The sequence below is a fragment of the Pseudomonas sp. Fl5BN2 genome (genome assembly GCF_009908205.1).
In the GTDB taxonomy this organism is placed as follows: domain Bacteria; phylum Pseudomonadota; class Gammaproteobacteria; order Pseudomonadales; family Pseudomonadaceae; genus Aquipseudomonas.
On the sequence record NZ_JAAARL010000026.1, the window covers coordinates 13,810 to 33,501 of the forward strand.

Consider the following 19,692-nt stretch of genomic DNA (forward strand, 5'->3'; position numbering starts at 1 on the left):
CGTTATGATTATCACAACTGGTCGCGAGATCAGTCGATAACCTGGAAGACCAGTGGTTCGGACTCTCAGATTATCTCCTCATCAGGCTAATCACGGTTATTTGACCCGGCTCTTGCCGGGTCTTTTTTTGCCCGCGAAAAAGTACTGCAATCAAGGTCTGAGTTGCGCGCAGTAATCCTTGTCCGGCTGGGGCGGCGTATACCAGACAAAGTCGGCGGCCGAGGCGAACACCTGGCTGCCCTGCTCCGCCAGGAGCAACACTGCAACGCTCTGCGTCTGATCCAGATCCGCCACATGCAAAGGCACGCCAAGATCCTTGCGCCCGTGAAATGTTCCGGCAAACAGCAAGGCCGGGATCGGCGCAGCCAGAAGTCGCTCGGCCATACGCCGATCCCGTTGCTGCTGCACCGCCAGCATGGCCGGTACCTGACTCTCGGGCAGCAAGCCACAGTGAGATTCACGGATTTGTGTGGATAGGGCTTCGGTCACTGCACTGGCATTGGCCCGCCCTCCGGGCAGCCGCGGCGCCTGAGCATAGATCCCACGTACTTCCTGACGATCCAGATTGGCCGCCAGCAACGGATACGGCTGCACCAGGGCATAACTCACCAAGAGGCCGTAGAGACTCCAGTCCCAACCCGATTGCCAAGCCAACAAGCCCGGCAGGCCATCAGGCAAACGTCGCCCGCCAAGAGAGCCCTTGAGCGCATCGACTCGTGGCTGCTGATCAGGGTTGAGCATTTCCAGCAGCAGACTGCCTTGGGGTCGATCCAGGGCCATCGAGCGCAATAGCCACAACTGCAAGGCATGGTGATCGGCATTGTCGTGCTGTTCGCCAACGATTACTCGTGGAGCGCGCGCCAGGCGCTCCACCAACTCGGCTGGGCTCAATACCTCGCCACTGCGCAGATCGATAATGTTTCCAGGAGCCCCAGCCACAGGAGGTGGCAAGACTCCAGGCGTGCTGTGACAGGCTGCCAGGAGCATTGCCATCAGGAGCAGAAGTGGGCGCATCAAGTCTTCCCCCTCTCAGTTCAGCGGGCGATGACCAAGGGGTGCCCGCGCTCAGGGTGCGCCTGCACCAGAACCTCCAGGCCGAACACGGCTTTCAAGGGTTCAGGACGCAGAACCGTGGCCGGAGTCCCCAATGAATGAGGTCGGCCCCCCTCAAGCAACAGCACACGATCACAGTAACGCGCCGCCAGATTCAGGTCGTGGAGAATGACCAGCACTCCCGCCCCGCGATCGGCGAACGCTCGAACGGCTTGCAAGGTGATGTGCTGATGCAATGGATCGAGGGCCGAAGTAGGCTCGTCGAGCAGCAAGTTCTGCCCCGCCTGCCCGGGCCATAATTGGGCCAGGACCCGCGCCAGATGCACCCGCTGTCGCTCGCCTCCGGACAACGCCAGGTAACTGCGCCCCCAAAGATGCGCGACATCGGCCGCCTCAAGCGCGGCACTGACTATCTCCTCATCGCGCACGCGGCCACTCTGGTGGGGCAAACGTCCCAGCCCCACCACTTCCTCGACCCTGAACGCAAAATCCAGGCTCGATGCCTGGGGCAGTACGGCCAGGCGTTGCGCACGCAGTCCACCCTCCCACCGCGCCAGTTCTTGCTGATCCAACAACACCCGCCCCTGATGGGCCGCCAACTCACCACTCAAGGCCCCGAGCAAGCTGCTTTTACCCGCGCCATTGGGCCCCAATACCCCCAGCACTTCACCTGGCAACAACTGCAGGTCAATGCCTGCCAACACTTCTTTGCCGCCGCGCCGGACGTGCAGATTCTCTACTTGCAACATCAGGCGCGCCCTCGCAGCAACAGGTACAAAAAGAAAGGTGCGCCGATAAAAGCGGTGACAATACCAATAGGCAGTTCAGCCGGCGCCAGCGCCAGGCGCGCCACCAGATCGGCCAACAGCAACAGGCTGGCTCCCGCCAGGATTGATGCTGGCAGCAAAGTACGATGATCCGGCCCAGACAACAGGCGCACCAGATGCGGCACCACCAGGCCAACAAAACCGATCATCCCCGCTGCCGCGACGGCGGCACCAACGCCCAGAGCAGTACAAAACACCAGTTCGCGCTTGAGCCCTTCGACATCGATGCCCAGGTGCTTGGCCTCGGACTCGCCCAGCAGCAGCGCATTCAACGCCTTGGCGCGGCGCGGCAGCCACAGCGCGACGCCTACCGTCACCAGCAACAGCGGCCACAGGCGCTGGTAACTGGCACCGTTCAGGCTGCCCAGGTTCCAGAAGGTCAAAGTACGCAAGGTAGCGTCATCCGCCAGGTAGGTGAACAAACCCACCGCCGAACTGGCCAGGGCGGTCAACGCGATCCCCGCCAACAGCATGGTCGCGACATGAGTCTGGCCATTGCGCCGCCCCAGTCGATAGACCAGTGCCGTCACCCCCAAACCACCGAGAAAGGCACAAATTGAGAGCAGGTAGGGACCGATGACCTCCGGCAAGCCACCAAACATCGAGCCCCCGACAATAGCGATGGCCGCGCCCAGCGCTGCACCACTGGACACACCTACCAGCCCCGGATCTGCCAGGGGGTTGCGAAACAGCCCCTGCATGGCCACGCCAGAAAGGGCCAGCACGCCCCCCACGGCCAAACCGAGCAGGGTCCGCGGCAGGCGAATCTGCCCAAGGATCAACTCCGCCTGCTCCAGTCCCTGCCCGTCTATGGGTAAACCGAGCAGCCGCAGGGCGGCGCGCAAAGTATCGAACAACGGCAGGCTGACCGGCCCCAAGGCCAGGGACAACCAGATGGCCAGCAGACACACAGTCCCCAGGCCGAGAAACAACGTACGAGGCTTGACCAGACGACTCATTGGGCAGACTTGGCCAAAGGATAGAAAGCTGTCGACAGGCGTTTCAGGCTGTCCGGCAAGCGTGGGCCCAAGCCTCCCACCAACAAGGTTGGATCAAGCTCGACCATTCGCCCCGCTTTGGCCGCCACCGTGGCCGCCAGCACCGGGTTCTCCTTGAACAGCGCGGCACGGGCCGCTTCACCGGTCAGGCTGCGGTCGGAGAACACCAGGACATCTGGATTCAATCCCGCCAGGGACTCCACCGAAAACGGTTTGTAACCCGTATGAGTCGCCAGATTGCGCCCGCCAGCCTGCTGCAATAACCAGTCTGCCGCAGTGTCCTTGCCTGCAATCAGTGGCTTGCCGCCGGCATGTCCGAGCAACAGCAGTACCCCGGGCGCGGCTTGTTGCGCCTGAGCCTGGGAAACCCAGGTCTTCTGCTGTTCGAGTTGCTGCTGATACTCCTCAAACAGTTTTCCGGCCTGCTCCTCACGACCCAGGAGCTGCCCCAAGTGCTGCAAGGTGTGCTGCAGGGTCGGCAGATCTGCATGGGCAGAAAACAGCTCGACCTTGACCCCCGCGCTGCGAATCTGCGAAAGCACTGGCGGCGGCCCCATTTCTTCGGTTCCCACCAGGATCTGCGGCCGCAGGCTCAAGATCCCCTCCGCCGACAACTGGCGCTGATAGCCGATACTCGGCAAGGCCTTGAGTGATTCCGGGTACTGGCTGGTGGTATCGACGCCTACCAGTTTCGACTCAGCGCCCATGGCTGCGACCCACTCCGACAAGGCCCCACCAGCACTGACCCAGCGCTGTGGCAACTCATCGGCGGCGGCCCATGGGCTCACCAGCAATCCGGCACAGAACGCAATGGCGCTGGCACTCAGGCGCATAAGAACATTTCCTATATAGAAGTGGGCCCGCGAAGCGGCTGTCCATGTGACATACCAAGCAGTCCAGGCATCAAAATGAGCAGGCGCCCCATGACGAGCGAGGCGGCCATTTGATAATTGTTTTCATTTGACCGTCAAGCGCTGACATGTTTCATCCTGCAGCCACGGAAAACTGTGACAGCCCAGACGCAGAGCCTTTGGATCATGAGGATAGACATGAAATTTCTGTGCGCCGGGAGCGATCTGGCCGAAGCCAGCAGCCGAGGTTTCCAGCTTCAGGGCTTGAAACTCTTTGCCGTGCGCCGCGAGGGCCAAGCTTATGTTTACGCCAATCGCTGCCCGCACCGGGGAGTGGCTTTGGAGTGGCAACCCGATCATTTCCTCGACCCCAGCGCCAGCCTGATCCAGTGCGCCACCCATGGCGCACTGTTTCTGATCGAGAGTGGGGAGTGTGTGGCCGGGCCTTGCGCCGGCCAGTTCCTGGAGGCTGTTGACTGCCGTGAAGACAGTCAGGGCATCTGGGTCGCTCTCTAGCCCTTCAGCAGCACCTCAAGGCGCCGGTCGATAAAAACCTCCTGGGCGGTCAAACAGACACCATAAGCCAGCACCTCGACACCAGCCGCCTTCGCGTCACGCAGGGCGGCGGCATAACCCGGGTCGATTTCCTCTGCTGGGCGTACTGCATCTATCCCCGAGAGGTTGACGCAATACAACTGAACCGCACGTACCCCCTCGCGCGCCAGGCTCGCCAACTCACGCAGGTGCTTGGCGCCACGTTGGGTCACGGCATCGGGAAACGCCGCAACTGACGAGCCATCGAAACCCAGGGTGACACTTTTGACTTCGACGTAGGCCGAACCGTCCGGGTAATCCAGACGAAAATCGATGCGGCTGTTTTCCTGCCCATAAGGCACCTCGCGCTTGAGCCCGGTGAACCCGTTCAATTCACTGATCAAGCCAGCACGCAACGCTTCCTCAACCAGCCCGTTGGCCCGTCCGGTATTGACGCAGGCCAGTCGTCCTTGGGGCGTCTCGCTGACTTCCCAAGTGCCCGGCAGCTTGCGCTTGGGATCATTGGAGCGGCTGAACCACACCTGCCCGCCCTCGACCATGCAATTGAACATCGAACCGGTATTGGGACAGTGGATAGTCAACTGCTCACCCGCAGTCGTTTCGATGTCTGCCAGAAAGCGCTTGTAACGACGCAGCAGGCGCCCTTCCTCTAGGGGCGGATCGAAACGCATCAGCCTTGCCAGCTCTGCAGGCCACGGGCGATACGCGCCACAGCTTCCTGCAGGCGCTCCAGGTTCTGGGTGTAGGCAAAGCGCACGTGATGGCCGGCCTGATGGCGGCCAAAATCCAGGCCTGGGGTGAAGGCCACATGCTCGGTTTCCAGGAAATGGCGGCAGAAAGCAAAGGCATCGCCACCAAAGGCACTGATATCGGCGTACAAGTAGAACGCCCCTTCAGGCTCAACGGCGATACTGAAACCCAGCTCGCGCAAAGCGGGCAGCAGGAAATCCCGACGGCGACCGAACTCGCCACGGCGCTCCTCCAAGATACTGATGGTTTGCGCCTCAAAACAGGCCAGGGCCGCGTACTGAGCCATGCTCGGTGCACTGATGTAGAGATTCTGCGCCAGCTTCTCCAGCTCACCCACAGCCGCTGGCGGTGCTACCAACCAGCCCAGGCGCCAGCCAGTCATACCGAAATACTTGGAAAAACTGTTCAAGACAAAAGCGCTGTCATCGACTTCCAGTACGCTGGCAGCGTCGGTGCCATAGGTCAGGCCGTGGTAGATCTCATCCACCACCAGGTGCCCATTACGCGCCTTGATCGAAGCGGATAGCCCCGCCAGCTCATCGCGACTGAGGACAGTGCCAGTGGGGTTCGCCGGTGAGGCGACCAAGGCCCCGACGCTGTCCTGGTCCCAGTAGCGCTCCACCAGGTCCGGGGTCAGTTGATAACGTACATCCGGCCCCACCGGCACCAGTTGTGCCGCGCCTTCCACCAGGCGCAGAAAGTGCCGGTTGCACGGATAGCCCGGGTCGGCCAGCAGCCAGTGCTTGCCTGGGTCTACCAACAGGCTGCTGGTCAACAGCAACGCGCCGGAACCACCGGGAGTGATCATGATCCGCTCGGGGTCGATGTCCAGACCATAACGCTGCTGGTAGAAGCCCGAGATTGCCGCCCTGAGCTCAGGAATGCCACGCGCCGGGGTGTAGCGGGTCTTGCCTGCGCTCAGCGCGGCCTGCCCGGCCTGGATGATCGGCTCGGCGGTGGTGAAGTCCGGCTCGCCGATCTCCAAGTGAATCACGTCGTGGCCGGCGGCTTGCAGTTCATTGGCACGGGCCAACAGGGCCATGACATGGAAAGGTTCGATAGCGCGACTGCGCGCACTGTAGGGCAGAGCCATTAGCCTTCCTTCATTCAAGGGGAGCAAAAGTCCGATTCTACCCATCCGATGAAGCCTGGGAGAACCCAACGCCTTCCAAGCGGTCTGCTGCGTTACGTCAATTGGCGCAAACAGAACTTGCAGACTTGACTAAAATCAACGATTGAACAGACCGATCAACAAGCCATACCAGACTTTCCCCGTTGCTACAGGCTATGCAGGACATAGGCTCGACAACCGGGAGTAGCGCGCTCTGGTTTGATCTGGTAAGTTCGCCCGCTTGCAGCCGCAGGGCCGGCAAGTGTCGGAGATGGAGCAATCCTGCGCAATGGATTACAAGAGTAGAGGCGGTCCATTCATGCCCACCCAAGCAAAGCAACAGATTCAATCGATCAGCGGTTTTGAACCTTATGTTGAAACTGCGGGCGAAGAGTACATGGGCAAGCCCATGCGCGAGCACTTCACCAAGATCCTGAACAAGTGGAAACAGGACTTGATGCAGGAAGTCGACCGCACTGTTGATCACATGAAAGACGAAGCAGCCAACTTCCCTGACCCGGCTGACCGTGCCAGCCAGGAAGAAGAGTTCAGCCTTGAACTGCGTGCCCGCGATCGTGAGCGCAAATTGATCAAGAAGATCGACAAGACCCTGCAATTGATTGAAGACGAAGAGTACGGCTGGTGTGAGTCCTGTGGCGTCGAGATCGGCATCCGCCGCCTGGAAGCCCGTCCAACCGCCGATATGTGTGTCGACTGCAAGACCCTGGCAGAAATCAAGGAAAAACAGGTCGGCAAGTAATCGCCGGCTTGAACCTGAAACGGAGCGTAACAACGCTCCGTTTTTTGTTTCTGCGACTCCCTCTTTGCCTCCCTCAGCAGGCAAGAATTTGCTCGTAATGATGACCCTCTTGAGCGCCTCGTCACCTTGGGGCCAGACGAAGTAACATTCGCTCTATGACTGCCTCCATACCCTCTTCGTACATCGGGCGCTTCGCCCCTACTCCCAGTGGCTACCTGCACTTCGGCTCGCTGGTTGCTGCCCTCGCCTCTTACCTTGATGCACGCGCCGTTGGCGGCCGCTGGCTATTGCGCATGGAAGACCTCGACCCGCCCCGGGAAGAGCCCGGCGCCCAAACGGCGATTCTCAAGGCCCTGGAAAGCTACGGCTTTGAATGGGACGGCGAAATGATCCTTCAGAGCGACCGCCACGACGCCTATGCCGAGGTACTCAATCGCCTGTTCAACCAGGGCCTGGCCTATGCCTGCACCTGCTCGCGCAAACAGCTGGAGCCTTACCACGGCATTTACCCGGGGCTGTGCCGCAACCTCGGCCATGCCCAGGCAGACGCGGCGATCCGCCTGCGGGTACCAGAGCTTGAGTACCGCTTCGTCGACCGGGTCCAGGGTGAATATCGCCAGCACCTGGGCCGCGAAGTCGGGGACTTCGTGATCCGTCGTCGTGACGGCCTCTACGCTTATCAATTGGCCGTGGTGCTCGACGACGCCTGGCAGGGCATCACCGATATCGTTCGTGGCGCCGACCTGCTGGACTCCACACCGCGTCAGCTGTACCTGCAAGAGCTACTCGGACTGACCCAGCCTCGCTACCTACATGTTCCGCTGATCACCCAGCCAGACGGCCACAAACTAGGCAAGTCCTACAGGTCGCCACCATTGACCGAGGATCAGGCTCCGCCCTTGTTGCTGCGCGCGTTACGTGCATTGGGCCAGGAGCCGGCGACCGAGCTCAATGATGCCAGCGTGGCAGAGATCATTGCCTGGGGTATTGCCCACTGGGATGTCGCCCTGATTCCTCGCACACTGAGCGTGGCAGAAGCGCAATTAAGCTGACGCCCCTTGCAGCTTGGCGCCCATCCGTTACCATCGCCGCACGTTTTCGGGCACGCACACAATAAAGAGAGGCCGAGATGTACATCTATCGCTTGGTCCTGCTCCTGGTAGTGGGGATCTATCTGTTCTCCCCCGCCATCATGGATTGGTGGATCGATGCTACTGGCGCCTGGTATCGCCCGTATCTGCTCTGGCTGATTCTGATCGTCGTGACCTTCATCCTGCAGAGCCAAAAAGATGCCGATGAGCTTTAGCCTGACCCAGATGATCCTGATCAGCGCCGCCTATTTGCTGGTGCTGTTCGGGGTGGCCTGGATCAGTGAGCGCGGGATGATTCCGCGCTCGATCATTCGCCACCCGCTGACCTACACCCTGTCGCTGGGGGTCTATGCCAGCGCCTGGGCGTTCTACGGCACGGTGGGCCTGGCCTATCAATACGGCTACGGGTTTCTCTCCAGCTACCTGGGGGTGTCCGGGGCCTTCCTGCTGGCACCGGTGCTGCTGTATCCGATTCTGAAAATCACCCGTACCTACCAGCTGTCATCCCTGGCAGATCTGTTCGCCTTTCGCTTTCGCAGCACCTGGGCTGGGGCCCTGACCACCATCTTCATGCTGGTGGGGGTGCTGCCCCTGCTGGCCCTGCAGATCCAGGCGGTGGCCGACTCCATTGGCATCCTGACCCATGAGCCGGTGCAACATCGGGTGGCGCTGAGCTTTTGCGCGCTGATTACCCTGTTCACGATTTTCTTTGGCTCGCGGCACATCGCCACCCGGGAGAAACATGAGGGGCTGGTGTTCGCCATTGCCTTCGAGTCGGTGATCAAGCTGATCGCCATCGGCGGTGTTGGTCTGTACGCGCTGTACGGAGTGTTCGATGGCCCGCAACAACTGGAGCTCTGGCTGCTGCAGAACCAGACCGCCCTTGCTGCACTGCACACTCCATTGCAGGAAGGCCCGTGGCGCACCCTGCTGTTGGTGTTCTTCGCCTCAGCCATCGTCATGCCGCACATGTACCACATGACGTTTACCGAGAACCTCAACCCCCGCGCTCTGGTTAGTGCCAGTTGGGGATTGCCACTGTTCCTGTTGCTGATGAGCCTGGCAGTGCCGCTGATTCTCTGGGCCGGCCTCAAGCTCGGCGCCACCACCAACCCGGAATACTTCACTCTGGGCATCGGCATTGCCGCCAACAGCCGGGCCCTGGCGCTATTGGCCTATGTTGGCGGCCTGTCCGCCGCCAGTGGCCTGATCATCGTTACCACCCTGGCCCTGTCGGGGATGGCCCTGAACCATCTGGTACTGCCGCTTTACCAACCACCGGCGGAAGGCAACATCTATCGCTGGCTGAAGTGGACCCGCCGTGCCCTGATTGTCGCCATCATCATGGCCGGCTACGCCTTCTACCTGCTGCTGGGGGCAGAACAGGACCTGGCCAACCTGGGAATTGTGGCTTTCGTCGCCACCCTGCAATTCCTCCCTGGCGTGCTGTCGGTATTGTATTGGCCAACCGCTAACCGCCGCGGCTTCATCGCCGGGCTGCTGGCTGGGATCCTGGTCTGGCTGGTGACCATGCTGCTGCCGCTGATCGGCAATCTGCAGGGGTTCTATATCCCACTGCTGAACATGATCTACGTTCTCGACGACACCAGTTGGCATATGGCGGCAATCGCCTCGTTGGCGGCTAACGTGCTGATGTTCACGCTGATCTCACTATTTACCAACGCCAGTAGCGAAGAGGCCAGCGCGGCCGAAGCCTGCGCAGTGGATAACGTACGGCGCCCGCAACGCCGGGAACTGCACGCAGCCTCGCCCCAGGAGTTCGCGACTCAGTTGGCCAAACCCCTGGGGGCCAAGGCAGCACAAAAGGAAGTGGAACAGGCCCTGCGTGACCTGTATCTACCCTTCGACGAACGCCGGCCCTATGCACTGCGGCGCCTACGTGATCGGATCGAGGCCAACCTGTCCGGCCTGATGGGGCCAAGTGTCGCCCAAGACATGGTGGAAACCTTCCTGCCTTACAAGGCCGGTGGAGAAAATTACGTCACCGAGGACATCCACTTCATCGAAAGCCGGCTAGAGGACTACCACTCGCGCCTGACCGGCCTGGCAGCCGAGCTTGATGCCTTGCGCCGCTACCACCGGCAAACCCTGCAGGAATTGCCGATGGGCGTCTGCTCCCTGGCCAAGGACCAAGAGATCCTCATGTGGAACAAAGCCATGGAGGAGCTCACCGGAATACCTGCCCAGCACGTGGTGGGTTCACGCCTGAGTACCATCGCCAACCCCTGGAAAGATCTGTTACTGGGCTTTACCAATCTACCGGACGAACACTTGCACAAGCAGCACCTGGCCCTCGATGGCCAGACTCGCTGGCTGAACCTGCACAAGGCTGCCATTGACGAACCATTGGCCCCAGGCAACAGCGGCCTGGTCGTGCTGGTGGAAGACTTGACCGAGACTCAAACCCTGGAAGACAAGCTGGTGCATTCCGAACGCCTAGCCAGCATCGGCCGCCTGGCTGCCGGAGTGGCCCACGAAATCGGCAACCCGATCACCGGCATAGCCTGCCTGGCGCAGAACCTGCGAGAAGAACGCGAGGAAGACGGCGAGCTGACGGAAATCAGCGAGCAGATCCTCGAACAGACCAAGCGCATCTCGCGCATCGTCCAATCGCTGATGAGCTTTGCCCACGCCGGTAGCCATCAACACAACGACGAAGCGGTGTGCCTGGCCGAAGTTGCCCAGGACGCCATCGGCCTGCTGGCGTTGAACCGGCGCAATTTCGAAGTGCAGTTCTTCAATTTGTGCGATCCCGAGCATTGGGTCGACGGTGATCCGCAACGGCTTGCCCAGGTACTGATCAACCTCTTGTCCAACGCGCGCGATGCCTCTCCTCCCGGCAGCGCGGTACGTGTCAAGAGCGAGGCTTTCGAGCACACGGTCGACCTGATCGTGGAAGATGAAGGCAGTGGTATTCCGAAGAACATCATGGACCGATTGTTCGAACCTTTCTTCACCACCAAAGACCCTGGAGAAGGCACCGGTCTGGGCCTTGCACTGGTCTATTCCATCGTTGAAGAGCATTATGGACAAATCACCATCGACAGCCCGGCCGATCCTCAAAGCCAACGCGGCACCCGTATTCGGGTGACTTTACCGCGTCATGTCGAAGCGACGTCCGCTGTGAACTGAGACCGTCGAGAGAATTGAATCAATGCCGCATATTCTGATCGTCGAAGACGAAACCATTATCCGCTCGGCCCTGCGCCGCCTGCTCGAACGCAACCAATATCAGGTCAGCGAAGCCGGCTCAGTGCAGGAAGCCCAGGAGCGCTTCAGCATCCCCACGTTCGACCTGATCGTCAGTGACCTGCGCCTGCCAGGCGCCCCGGGCACCGAGCTGATCAAGCTGGGGCAAGGCACTCCGGTTTTGATCATGACCAGCTACGCCAGCCTACGCTCAGCCGTGGATTCGATGAAGATGGGCGCGGTGGACTACATCGCCAAACCTTTCGACCACGATGAAATGCTCCAGGCTGTAGCGCGAATCCTCCGGGACCGCCAAAGCGCCGAAAACGCCCCGACAGAGCGTCCGTCGAGCAAGGCTGGTACGACTGCCGACAAGCCTGGCAACAGCAACGGCGAAATCGGCATCATTGGTTCCTGCCCTCCCATGCAGGATCTGTACAGCAAGATCCGCAAGGTCGCGCCGACTGACTCCAATGTCCTGATCCAAGGCGAGTCCGGTACCGGTAAGGAACTGGTCGCTCGGGCACTGCATAACCTTTCCAAACGCGCCAAGGCACCGATGATCTCAGTGAACTGCGCGGCGATTCCGGAAACCCTGATCGAGTCCGAATTGTTCGGCCACGAGAAAGGCGCGTTCACCGGTGCCAGTGCCGGTCGTGCCGGCCTGGTGGAGGCAGCGGACGGTGGCACACTGTTTCTTGACGAGATCGGCGAACTACCACTGGAGGCCCAGGCACGACTGCTGCGGGTCCTGCAGGAAGGCGAGATTCGCCGCGTGGGTTCAGTACAGTCGCAGAAAGTCGATGTGCGCCTGATCGCCGCGACTCACCGCGACCTGAAGAGCCTGTCGAAGATCGGGCAGTTCCGTGAAGACTTGTATTACCGTCTGCACGTGATTGCCCTGAAACTACCCGCCCTGCGCGAGCGTGGCGCCGACGTGAATGAAATTGCCCATGCATTTCTCGCGCGCCAGAGTGCACGCATCGGTCGCACGGACCTGCAGTTCGCTGCTGATGCTGAGCAAGCCATCCGCCATTATTCCTGGCCAGGGAACGTGCGTGAGCTGGAGAACGCTGTCGAGCGTGCGGTGATTTTGTGCGAAAGCCCGGAAATCTCCGCCGACCTGCTGGGCATCGATATCGAATTGAGCGACCTGGAGGACGACGACTTCGTCAGCCTGGCGCCACAGTCGGGTAACACCAGCCATGAACCGACCGAAGACCTGTCACTGGAGGACTACTTCCAACACTTCGTCCTCGAACACCAGGACCACATGACCGAGACCGAGCTGGCACGCAAACTGGGGGTCAGCCGCAAATGCCTCTGGGAGCGACGCCAACGCCTGGGCATCCCTCGGCGCAAAAGCGGAGTAGCCAGCGAAAGCTGAACCATTGCTGACAAAAATGCGGGTAACACTCGCGTTTGTGAAAAAACTGTTACCTGTGTAATTGCACGTAACAAGAACCGGGGCTAAAGGTAACGAAGCCCCGGTTTTTTTGGGCTCGAAAAACACCCGACAACGCGCCTAACCCCTTGTTTCATTGGAGATCGCAAAAGTTGGCACGACACCTGCTATATGCTTAGTACAAGAACAATAACAAGCAATGCACAAGACAATAAAAATAAGACGAATCGACTCACGCATAATAAAAACAACACGGCGGAGGCGCAGCTAACTGATTCTTTTGGAGAGGCGTTGTATTTGGGGCATGCCCCACAACCAGGCCGAGAACAACAAAAACTGCCCTAAGGCAGAGCCTGAACTGGTTGGATCGAAAGGTCATTGCAACACAGCGATCAAAGCAATCCGTTTGCTCTTGGCTCCCGATTGGGAGGGTCACTCTGAGTAAATCAGGTGACAAGGGCGTTTAACAAAAACAAGAAGCCCGAAACCAATAATAAAAATAGAGCACGCAACTATTCTGGGGGAGCTTCGGCTCCCCTTGTGGTTTCTGGAATTCAGCTTTTTTAGCCCAATACCTCATCCCAGCCCCACTAGACCGCTGCTTTGCGCCCGACTGCACAAGTCGCGGCAGCTTCCTACACCATCCTTCGACTAAATGCTAGAATCCCCGCCCATCATGCGGTCATTCTTCTGTTTTGGCCGAACATTCCTTCAAACAGTGCATCCCATGCTGAAGAAGCTGTTCCAGTCATTCCGTTCTCCCTTGCGTCGTACGCAACACAAACGCAGCACGCCTGAAGTGCTCAACAGCAGCCAACACTCGCTGCAACGTGCCCAGTTCAGTCGGTATGCGGTGAATATCGTCGAGCGCCTGCAGAACGCCGGCTACCAGGCTTACCTGGTGGGCGGCTGCGTGCGCGACATGCTGCTCAATATCACCCCCAAGGATTTTGACGTCGCGACCAGTGCCACGCCAGAGCAGGTCAAGGCCGAGTTTCGTAACGCACGGATCATTGGTCGTCGTTTCAAACTGGTGCATATCCACTTCGGTCGCGAAATCATCGAAGTCGCGACTTTCCGCGCCAACCACCCGCAAAACGAAGTCGAGGAGGACAGCAACCAATCCTCACGCAACGAAAGCGGGCGGATCCTGCGGGACAATGTCTACGGCACCCTGGAAGAAGACGCGCAACGCCGTGACTTCACCATCAATGCCCTGTACTACGATCCGGTCAGCGAACGCATCCTCGATTACGCCAACGGCGTACACGACATTCGCAACAACCTGATCCGCTTGATCGGCGACCCTCGGCAGCGCTACCAGGAAGACCCGGTGCGGATGCTGCGGGCGGTGCGCTTCGCGGCAAAGCTGAATTTCGGTATCGAGAAACATACCGCGATGCCGATCCGCGAACTGGCACCAATGCTGCGGGAGATCCCTTCGGCACGCCTGTTCGAAGAAGTGCTCAAGCTGTTCCTCTCCGGGTACGCCGCCGACACCTTCGAAATGCTGGTGGACCTGCAGTTGTTCGATCCTCTGTTCCCGGCCAGCGCCGAAGCATTGGAATGCAACCCGACCTACACCCATACGCTGATCAGCGAAGCCTTGATCAACACCGACTTGCGGATCAAGCAGAACAAGCCAGTAACCCCGGCCTTCCTCTTCGCCGCCCTGCTCTGGCCAGCCCTGCCGGCTCGGGTACTGCGCCTGCAGGACCGTGGCATGCCGCCGATTCCGGCCATGCAGGAAGCTGCGCACGAGCTGATCGCCGAACAGTGCCAGCGCATCGCGATTCCAAAGCGCTTCACCATGCCGATCCGCGAGATCTGGGATATGCAGGAGCGCCTGCCACGGCGCAGCGGCAAGCGGGCCGACCAGTTGCTGGACAATCCACGCTTCCGTGCTGGTTACGACTTCCTGTTACTGCGTGAAAGCGCCGGCGAGCAGACCGATGGCCTGGGTGAATGGTGGACCGACTACCAGGACGCCAACGATGCCGAACGCCGTGACATGATCCGAGACCTGAGTGGCAAGGAAGACGCCAGTGGTGCGCCCCGCAAGCGTCGGCGCAGCAGTGGCGCCAAACGCAAGCGGGCCGGCAGCTCCAACGCATCAGGCGAATGATTGATGGCGCGCATCTACATCGGCATGGGTAGCAACCTGGCCGCCCCTGAAGAGCAACTGCGCAGTGCCATCGAGGCACTGGCGCAGTTGCCCGCCAGCCAGCTGCTGAGCGTGTCGGGGTTCTATCAAAGCGACTCTCTGCTTCCCGGCCAGCCGCGTTATACCAACGCCGTGGCGGCACTGGACAGCGACCTGCAACCGCTAGTGCTGCTCGATGCGTTGCAAGCCATCGAAAACCAGCAAGGCCGCGAACGCAATGAGCGCTGGGGGCCGCGCACACTGGACTTGGACATCCTCCTGTTCGGTGATCGGCTGATCGACGAGCCGCGCCTCAAGGTGCCCCACTACCACATGCAGGCCCGTCCCTTTGTCCTCTATCCGCTGGCGGAATTGGCTCCTGCCGAGCTGCAACTGGCCGATGGACGTACCCTGCAAGAGCTGCTCGCCGCCTGTCCATTTGTCGGGCTGGAACGCCTACCCTGACCGCTGAAACGCATCAGTAACGGCGGTAACACTCGCAGCGTAACAATGCGGTAACACATCTAATTGACTTCCCGAGTTCTCATCACGACTATAGGCGTCCCGCTGCCGCCATCACGGCGTTAAAGGGCGCAATTCAAGCAAGGTCTGTTTGCGGAAAACACAGGAAAGGCCAGGCAGAATCAGCTGTCACGCAGCGGTGGCACCCGTAGCCAAACAGCTGGACTGAGCACAGGATGATACGCACTGCGCCGTAAGCGCGAGTCCCGGCACCGCCTTCATATCGCTTGGAACCAGGCTGTATAAGCACGACAAAAGACCGTGCGCCTGAATAACGAAGAATCACGCGCGTTACTCGCAGTAGTTTCCAAAGCGCCTGAAATGAGGACCCCTTTTTATGCCAGACATCACTCTGACCACCCTGCAAAACCTCAAGCACAAAGGCGAGAAAATCGCCATGCTGACCTGCTATGACGCGACCTTCGCCCACACCTGCTGCGAAGCCGGCGTCGACGTTCTGCTGGTAGGCGACTCCCTCGGCATGGTCTTGCAAGGGCACGACAGCACACTGCCCGTCAGCACTGCCGATATGGCCTACCACGTCGCTGCGGTGAAACGCGGCAACAACGGCGCAATGATCGTTGCTGACCTGTCCTTCATGTCCTACGCCACCCCCGAGCAGGCGCTGAGCAGCTCAGCCCAGCTGATGCAGGCTGGTGCGCACATGGTCAAGATCGAAGGCGCAGCCTGGCTGGCCGAGTCGGTTCGCCTGTTGAACGAACGTGGCGTTCCTGTCTGCGTGCACATGGGGCTGACCCCGCAGACGGTGAATGTACTGGGCGGCTATAAAGTCCAGGGGCGCAACGAAAGCCAGGCACGGCAGATGCGCGCCGATGCCATCGCCCTGGAACAGGCCGGCGCGGCAATGCTGCTGCTGGAATGCGTGCCCAGCGAGCTGGCGACCGAAATCACTCAAGCGGTGAAGATCCCGGTGATCGGTATAGGTGCCGGCAGCGCTACCGACGGCCAGGTCCTGGTGATCCACGACATGCTGGGGCTGTCTCTCAGCGGTCGCTCGCCCAAGTTCGTGAAAAACTTCATGGCCGGTAAAGACAGCATCCAGGCCGCATTGAGCGCTTATGTTCAAGAAGTCAAAGCCGTTACCTTCCCTGGCGTCGAACACGGGTTTTCTGCATGAATACAGTTAAAACCGTGCGCGAATTGCGCGCTGCGGTCGCTCGCGCCCGCAGCGAAGGCAAGCGCATCGGCTTCGTGCCCACCATGGGCAACTTGCACAGCGGTCACGCGGCCCTAGTGGCCAAAGCGGCCCAACGAGTGGACTTCGTGGTCGCCAGTATCTTCGTCAACCCGCTGCAGTTCGGTGCAGGGGAGGATCTGGACAAGTACCCTCGCACCCTCGCCGCCGACCAGGAAAAACTGCTCCAGGCCGGCTGCCAGTTGCTGTTCGCTCCCGGCGTCGAAGAAATGTACCCCGACGGCATGGCCGGGCAGACCCGGGTCAGCGTTCCACAACTGTCCGAAGGCCTGTGCGGTGCCAGTCGGCCCGGGCATTTCGAAGGTGTGGCCACGGTGGTCAGCAAGCTGTTCAACATGGTCCAGCCCGATCTGGCGGTATTCGGCCAGAAGGACTATCAACAACTGGCCGTCATCCGTGCCCTGGTGCATGACCTGAACATGCCAGTCCAGATCATCGGCGAGCCCACGGTGCGAGCTGCCGACGGCCTGGCCCTGTCCTCACGCAATGGTTACCTGAGTGAAGAGCAGCGTGCCATTGCGCCGGTGCTGTACCGCAGCCTGAGCCAGATAGCTCAGGCCATCAAGGGTGGCGAGCGCGACTATGCGAAGCTGCTGGCCGAGCATCAACAGCTGCTCGAAGCGGCTGGTCTGCGTGGTGACTACCTGGAAATCCGCCAGGCACAGAACCTGCGTCCAGCCACTGCCGAAGACCGCGACCTGGTGATTCTGGTGGCGGCGTATCTGGGTGTGACACGGCTGATCGACAACCTGCATCTGAACCTCGACACACCGGCATAAACGCCTGATTGCCCGAACTCAAACCTTCGGGCAAACTGCCGCCGGCTGGGGCCTGCAGCCAATACTGCAGGCCCCGTTCGAGGATCAGACCCAGGAAACATCCCATGCATGCCATCATGCTCAAGGCCAAGCTGCATCGCGCAGAAGTCACCCACGCCGTGCTTGATTACGAAGGCTCTTGTGCCATTGACGGCGACTGGCTGGACCTCTCCGGCATTCGTGAATACGAGCAGATCCAGATCTATAACCTCGACAATGGCGAACGCTTCACCACCTATGCCATCCGCGGCGAACCAGGCTCACGGATGATCTCGGTGAACGGCGCCGCCGCGCACAAGGCCAAGGTCGGTGATCGGGTAATCATCTGCGCCTACGCTCACTACAGCGAAGCCGATCTGCTCAATTTCAAACCTCGCATGCTGTACATGGCCCCCGGCAACGAGCTAAGCCATACCAGCCATGCGATTGCGGTCCAGGTCGCCTGAACCCAACCCCGTTTCTTCGCACTGAAAGCCCGCACGCAGCCCTGGCTGGCCCGCGGGTACAAAATAGTACTGGCCACAGGTCGGACAAAGCCAAGACAGAACAGCACGCCGGGGTTACTGTTATCCCCCTGAGTGATTAATCGTATCAGCACCGGGCTGACCGAACGGGGTCCTTGGGACCACGCAGGACGTTCCGGGCTTTTCAGTGTCCAAAAGGCAGTTCAAGCAAAAGGAAAACCGCAGCGATGGCGTACTACCGCACTCCTCAAGACGTTACCGCTCTGCCCGCCTGGCAAGCGTTGAAAGACCACCGCCAAGCCATGCAGGATTTCAGCATGCGCGAGGCGTTCAATGCCGATCCACAGCGTTTCAGCCAATTTACCCTGAGCAGCTGCGGACTGTTTCTCGATTATTCGAAGAACCTGATCACCAGCCAGACCCGTGACCTGCTGGTAGACCTGGCCAAGGAAGTAGGCCTGGCCGATGCCATCAAGGCCATGATGACCGGCGAGTTGGTCAACGCCTCCGAAGGTCGTCCTGCCCTGCACACGGCGCTGCGTCGCCCGGTTGGCGACAAGCTGGCAGTGAACGGTGTCAACGTGATGCCGGAAGTCCACAAGGTGCTGAACCAGATCACCGAGCTGGTAGGGCGCATCCATGATGGCCTGTGGCGCGGCTACACCGAGAAGCCCATTACCGACGTGGTGAACATCGGTATCGGTGGCTCCTTCCTCGGCCCGGAGTTGGTATCCGAAGCGCTGCTGTCCTACGCCCACAAAGGCGTGCGTTGCCATTACCTGGCCAACATCGACGGCAGTGAATTCCATGAGCTTTCGGCTAAAATCCGCGCGGAAACCACACTGTTCATCGTTTCCTCGAAGTCCTTCAATACCCTTGAAACCCTGAAGAACGCCCAGGCTGCACGTGCCTGGTACCTGGCCCAGGGCGGCTCCGAGGCAGAGCTGCATCGCCACTTCATTGCCGTCTCGAGCAACAACGCTGCGGCAGTGGCCTTCGGCATCCGTGAAGAGAACATCTTCCCGATGTGGGACTGGGTTGGCGGGCGCTACTCGTTGTGGTCCGCCATTGGCTTACCGATCGCCCTGGCCATCGGCATGTCCAACTTCAAGGAGCTACTGTCTGGTGCCTACACCATGGACCAGCACTTCCAGAGCGCCCCGTTCGAACAGAACATGCCGGTACTGCTGGCTCTGCTGGGCGTGTGGTACGGCAACTTCTGGGGCGCGCAAAGCCACGCAATCCTGCCGTACGACCACTACCTGCGTAACATCACCAAGCATTTGCAACAGTTGGACATGGAATCCAACGGCAAGAGCGTGCGCCAGGACGGCACGCCAGTGACCACTGATACCGGCCCGGTGATCTGGGGCGGCGTGGGCTGCAACGGACAACACGCCTACCACCAGTTGCTGCACCAGGGCACCCAGTTGATTCCGGCCGACTTCATCGTGCCGATCGTCAGCTTCAATCCAGTGGCCGACCACCATCAATGGCTGTATGCCAACTGCCTGTCCCAGAGCCAGGCGCTGATGCTGGGCAAGACCCGCGCCGAAGCTGAGAATGAACTGCGGGAGAAGGGCCTGAGTGAGGCTGAAGTAGCGAAACTCGCGCCACACAAAGTGATTCCCGGCAACCGTCCGAGCAACACCCTGGTGGTCGAACGCATCAGCCCGCGACGCCTCGGCGCCCTGGTGGCGCTGTACGAACACAAAGTCTTCGTGCAAAGCGTGATCTGGGGTAACAACGCCTTTGACCAATGGGGCGTGGAGCTGGGCAAGGAGCTGGGCAAAGGCGTCTACAACCGTCTGACCGGCAGCGATGAAACCCTGGCTGACGATGCCTCGACCCAAGGCCTGATCAACTACTTCCGTGGCCGTCACCGCGGCTGATCAAGCTTCTCTCCCACGGGAGCCGG

At 60.2% G+C, this 19,692-nt stretch carries 18 protein-coding genes; 12 read left to right on the plus strand and 6 right to left on the minus strand.

Going from position 1 to position 19,692, the window contains the following annotated elements; translation table 11 throughout:
- Positions 1 to 150: 150 nt before the first annotated feature.
- From GV819_RS27885 to GV819_RS27900, 4 genes are read right to left on the minus strand one after another with little or no spacing between them, the layout of a single operon-like run.
- Complete coding sequence (locus tag GV819_RS27885; protein WP_161759257.1) at positions 151 to 1,014, minus strand: ChaN family lipoprotein; 864 nt, start codon at positions 1,012 to 1,014, stop codon at positions 151 to 153.
- Between the two features lie 20 nt (positions 1,015 to 1,034).
- Entirely contained in the window at positions 1,035 to 1,802 is a 768-nt protein-coding gene (locus GV819_RS27890; RefSeq protein WP_161759258.1) for a heme ABC transporter ATP-binding protein, read from the minus strand.
- Positions 1,802 to 2,785 (minus strand): FecCD family ABC transporter permease, encoded by a 984-nt coding sequence (locus GV819_RS27895; RefSeq protein WP_178125042.1) that lies wholly within the window; start codon positions 2,783 to 2,785, stop codon positions 1,802 to 1,804. The genes GV819_RS27890 and GV819_RS27895 overlap by 1 nt, the downstream gene beginning before the upstream one ends.
- A 50-nt stretch (positions 2,786 to 2,835) precedes the next feature.
- Positions 2,836 to 3,711 carry a heme/hemin ABC transporter substrate-binding protein gene (locus GV819_RS27900; RefSeq protein ID WP_161759260.1) on the minus strand — a complete coding sequence of 292 codons (876 nt, stop codon included), beginning with the start codon at positions 3,709 to 3,711 and terminating at the stop codon, positions 2,836 to 2,838.
- 216 nt (positions 3,712 to 3,927) lie between these two features.
- On the opposite strand from GV819_RS27900, the gene GV819_RS27905 reads away from it, so the two are divergent.
- Positions 3,928 to 4,245, plus strand: coding sequence for a Rieske (2Fe-2S) protein (locus tag GV819_RS27905; RefSeq protein ID WP_161759261.1), 318 nt, complete (start codon positions 3,928 to 3,930; stop codon positions 4,243 to 4,245).
- Here the strand turns inward: GV819_RS27905 and sfsA are convergent.
- A complete protein-coding gene (gene sfsA / locus GV819_RS27910; protein ID WP_161759262.1) occupies positions 4,242 to 4,955 on the minus strand; it encodes a DNA/RNA nuclease SfsA in 714 nt (237 codons plus the stop codon). The genes GV819_RS27905 and sfsA overlap by 4 nt on opposite strands.
- Positions 4,955 to 6,127: a pyridoxal phosphate-dependent aminotransferase gene (locus GV819_RS27915; protein ID WP_161759263.1), complete on the minus strand. Its 1,173-nt coding sequence runs from the start codon at positions 6,125 to 6,127 to the stop codon at positions 4,955 to 4,957. The genes sfsA and GV819_RS27915 overlap by 1 nt, the downstream gene beginning before the upstream one ends.
- A gap of 337 nt (positions 6,128 to 6,464) precedes the next feature.
- Between GV819_RS27915 and dksA the strand changes: the two genes are divergently transcribed.
- The 11 genes from dksA (at position 6,465) to pgi (ending at position 19,666) form a co-directional block, all read left to right on the plus strand.
- Complete coding sequence (gene dksA / locus GV819_RS27920; protein ID WP_011063504.1) at positions 6,465 to 6,905, plus strand: RNA polymerase-binding protein DksA; 441 nt, start codon at positions 6,465 to 6,467, stop codon at positions 6,903 to 6,905.
- Positions 6,906 to 7,072: 167 nt separating this feature from the next.
- Positions 7,073 to 7,957, plus strand: coding sequence for a tRNA glutamyl-Q(34) synthetase GluQRS (gene gluQRS / locus GV819_RS27925; RefSeq protein WP_368668951.1), 885 nt, complete (start codon positions 7,073 to 7,075; stop codon positions 7,955 to 7,957).
- A gap of 77 nt (positions 7,958 to 8,034) precedes the next feature.
- Positions 8,035 to 8,211, plus strand: coding sequence for a hypothetical protein (locus GV819_RS27930; RefSeq protein WP_003176118.1), 177 nt, complete (start codon positions 8,035 to 8,037; stop codon positions 8,209 to 8,211).
- Entirely contained in the window at positions 8,195 to 11,149 is a 2,955-nt protein-coding gene (locus GV819_RS27935; protein WP_178125035.1) for a sensor histidine kinase, read from the plus strand. The genes GV819_RS27930 and GV819_RS27935 overlap by 17 nt, the downstream gene beginning before the upstream one ends.
- Before the next feature lie 22 nt (positions 11,150 to 11,171).
- Positions 11,172 to 12,593, plus strand: a complete 1,422-nt coding sequence (locus GV819_RS27940; RefSeq protein WP_161759266.1) for a sigma-54-dependent transcriptional regulator — start codon at positions 11,172 to 11,174, stop codon at positions 12,591 to 12,593.
- Between the two features lie 745 nt (positions 12,594 to 13,338).
- Positions 13,339 to 14,736, plus strand: a complete 1,398-nt coding sequence (locus GV819_RS27945) for a polynucleotide adenylyltransferase PcnB (RefSeq protein WP_178125036.1) — start codon at positions 13,339 to 13,341, stop codon at positions 14,734 to 14,736.
- 3 nt (positions 14,737 to 14,739) lie between these two features.
- On the plus strand, positions 14,740 to 15,219 hold the full coding sequence (gene folK / locus GV819_RS27950) for a 2-amino-4-hydroxy-6-hydroxymethyldihydropteridine diphosphokinase (protein ID WP_161759268.1): 480 nt from the start codon (positions 14,740 to 14,742) through the stop codon (positions 15,217 to 15,219).
- Between the two features lie 394 nt (positions 15,220 to 15,613).
- The gene (panB, locus tag GV819_RS27955; RefSeq protein WP_161759269.1) at positions 15,614 to 16,414 is read left to right on the plus strand and encodes a 3-methyl-2-oxobutanoate hydroxymethyltransferase; all 801 of its coding nucleotides are present in this window, start codon (positions 15,614 to 15,616) and stop codon (positions 16,412 to 16,414) included.
- A complete protein-coding gene (gene panC / locus GV819_RS27960) occupies positions 16,411 to 17,271 on the plus strand; it encodes a pantoate--beta-alanine ligase (protein WP_161759270.1) in 861 nt (286 codons plus the stop codon). The genes panB and panC overlap by 4 nt, the downstream gene beginning before the upstream one ends.
- Before the next feature lie 104 nt (positions 17,272 to 17,375).
- Positions 17,376 to 17,756: an aspartate 1-decarboxylase gene (panD, locus tag GV819_RS27965; RefSeq protein WP_161759271.1), complete on the plus strand. Its 381-nt coding sequence runs from the start codon at positions 17,376 to 17,378 to the stop codon at positions 17,754 to 17,756.
- A gap of 245 nt (positions 17,757 to 18,001) precedes the next feature.
- Complete coding sequence (gene pgi / locus GV819_RS27970) at positions 18,002 to 19,666, plus strand: glucose-6-phosphate isomerase (protein WP_161759272.1); 1,665 nt, start codon at positions 18,002 to 18,004, stop codon at positions 19,664 to 19,666.
- The last annotated feature ends 26 nt before the right edge of the window (positions 19,667 to 19,692 follow it).

Excerpts from the sequence above, each read along its gene's own strand:
- GV819_RS27935 (WP_178125035.1), top strand. The coding sequence starts at position 8,195 with ATGCCGATGAGCTTTAGCCTGACCCAGATGATCCTGATCAGCGCCGCC.
- panD (WP_161759271.1), top strand. The coding sequence starts at position 17,376 with ATGCATGCCATCATGCTCAAGGCCAAGCTGCATCGCGCAGAAGTCACC.
- sfsA (WP_161759262.1), bottom strand. The coding sequence starts at position 4,955 with ATGCGTTTCGATCCGCCCCTAGAGGAAGGGCGCCTGCTGCGTCGTTAC.
- GV819_RS27900 (WP_161759260.1), bottom strand. The coding sequence starts at position 3,711 with ATGCGCCTGAGTGCCAGCGCCATTGCGTTCTGTGCCGGATTGCTGGTG.
- panB (WP_161759269.1), top strand. The coding sequence starts at position 15,614 with ATGCCAGACATCACTCTGACCACCCTGCAAAACCTCAAGCACAAAGGC.
- GV819_RS27940 (WP_161759266.1), top strand. The coding sequence starts at position 11,172 with ATGCCGCATATTCTGATCGTCGAAGACGAAACCATTATCCGCTCGGCC.
- folK (WP_161759268.1), top strand. The coding sequence starts at position 14,740 with ATGGCGCGCATCTACATCGGCATGGGTAGCAACCTGGCCGCCCCTGAA.
- pgi (WP_161759272.1), top strand. The coding sequence starts at position 18,002 with ATGGCGTACTACCGCACTCCTCAAGACGTTACCGCTCTGCCCGCCTGG.
- GV819_RS27945 (WP_178125036.1), top strand. The coding sequence starts at position 13,339 with ATGCTGAAGAAGCTGTTCCAGTCATTCCGTTCTCCCTTGCGTCGTACG.
- dksA (WP_011063504.1), top strand. The coding sequence starts at position 6,465 with ATGCCCACCCAAGCAAAGCAACAGATTCAATCGATCAGCGGTTTTGAA.
- panC (WP_161759270.1), top strand. The coding sequence starts at position 16,411 with ATGAATACAGTTAAAACCGTGCGCGAATTGCGCGCTGCGGTCGCTCGC.
- GV819_RS27905 (WP_161759261.1), top strand. The coding sequence starts at position 3,928 with ATGAAATTTCTGTGCGCCGGGAGCGATCTGGCCGAAGCCAGCAGCCGA.
- GV819_RS27930 (WP_003176118.1), top strand. The coding sequence starts at position 8,035 with ATGTACATCTATCGCTTGGTCCTGCTCCTGGTAGTGGGGATCTATCTG.
- GV819_RS27915 (WP_161759263.1), bottom strand. The coding sequence starts at position 6,127 with ATGGCTCTGCCCTACAGTGCGCGCAGTCGCGCTATCGAACCTTTCCAT.
- GV819_RS27890 (WP_161759258.1), bottom strand. The coding sequence starts at position 1,802 with ATGTTGCAAGTAGAGAATCTGCACGTCCGGCGCGGCGGCAAAGAAGTG.
- GV819_RS27885 (WP_161759257.1), bottom strand. The coding sequence starts at position 1,014 with ATGCGCCCACTTCTGCTCCTGATGGCAATGCTCCTGGCAGCCTGTCAC.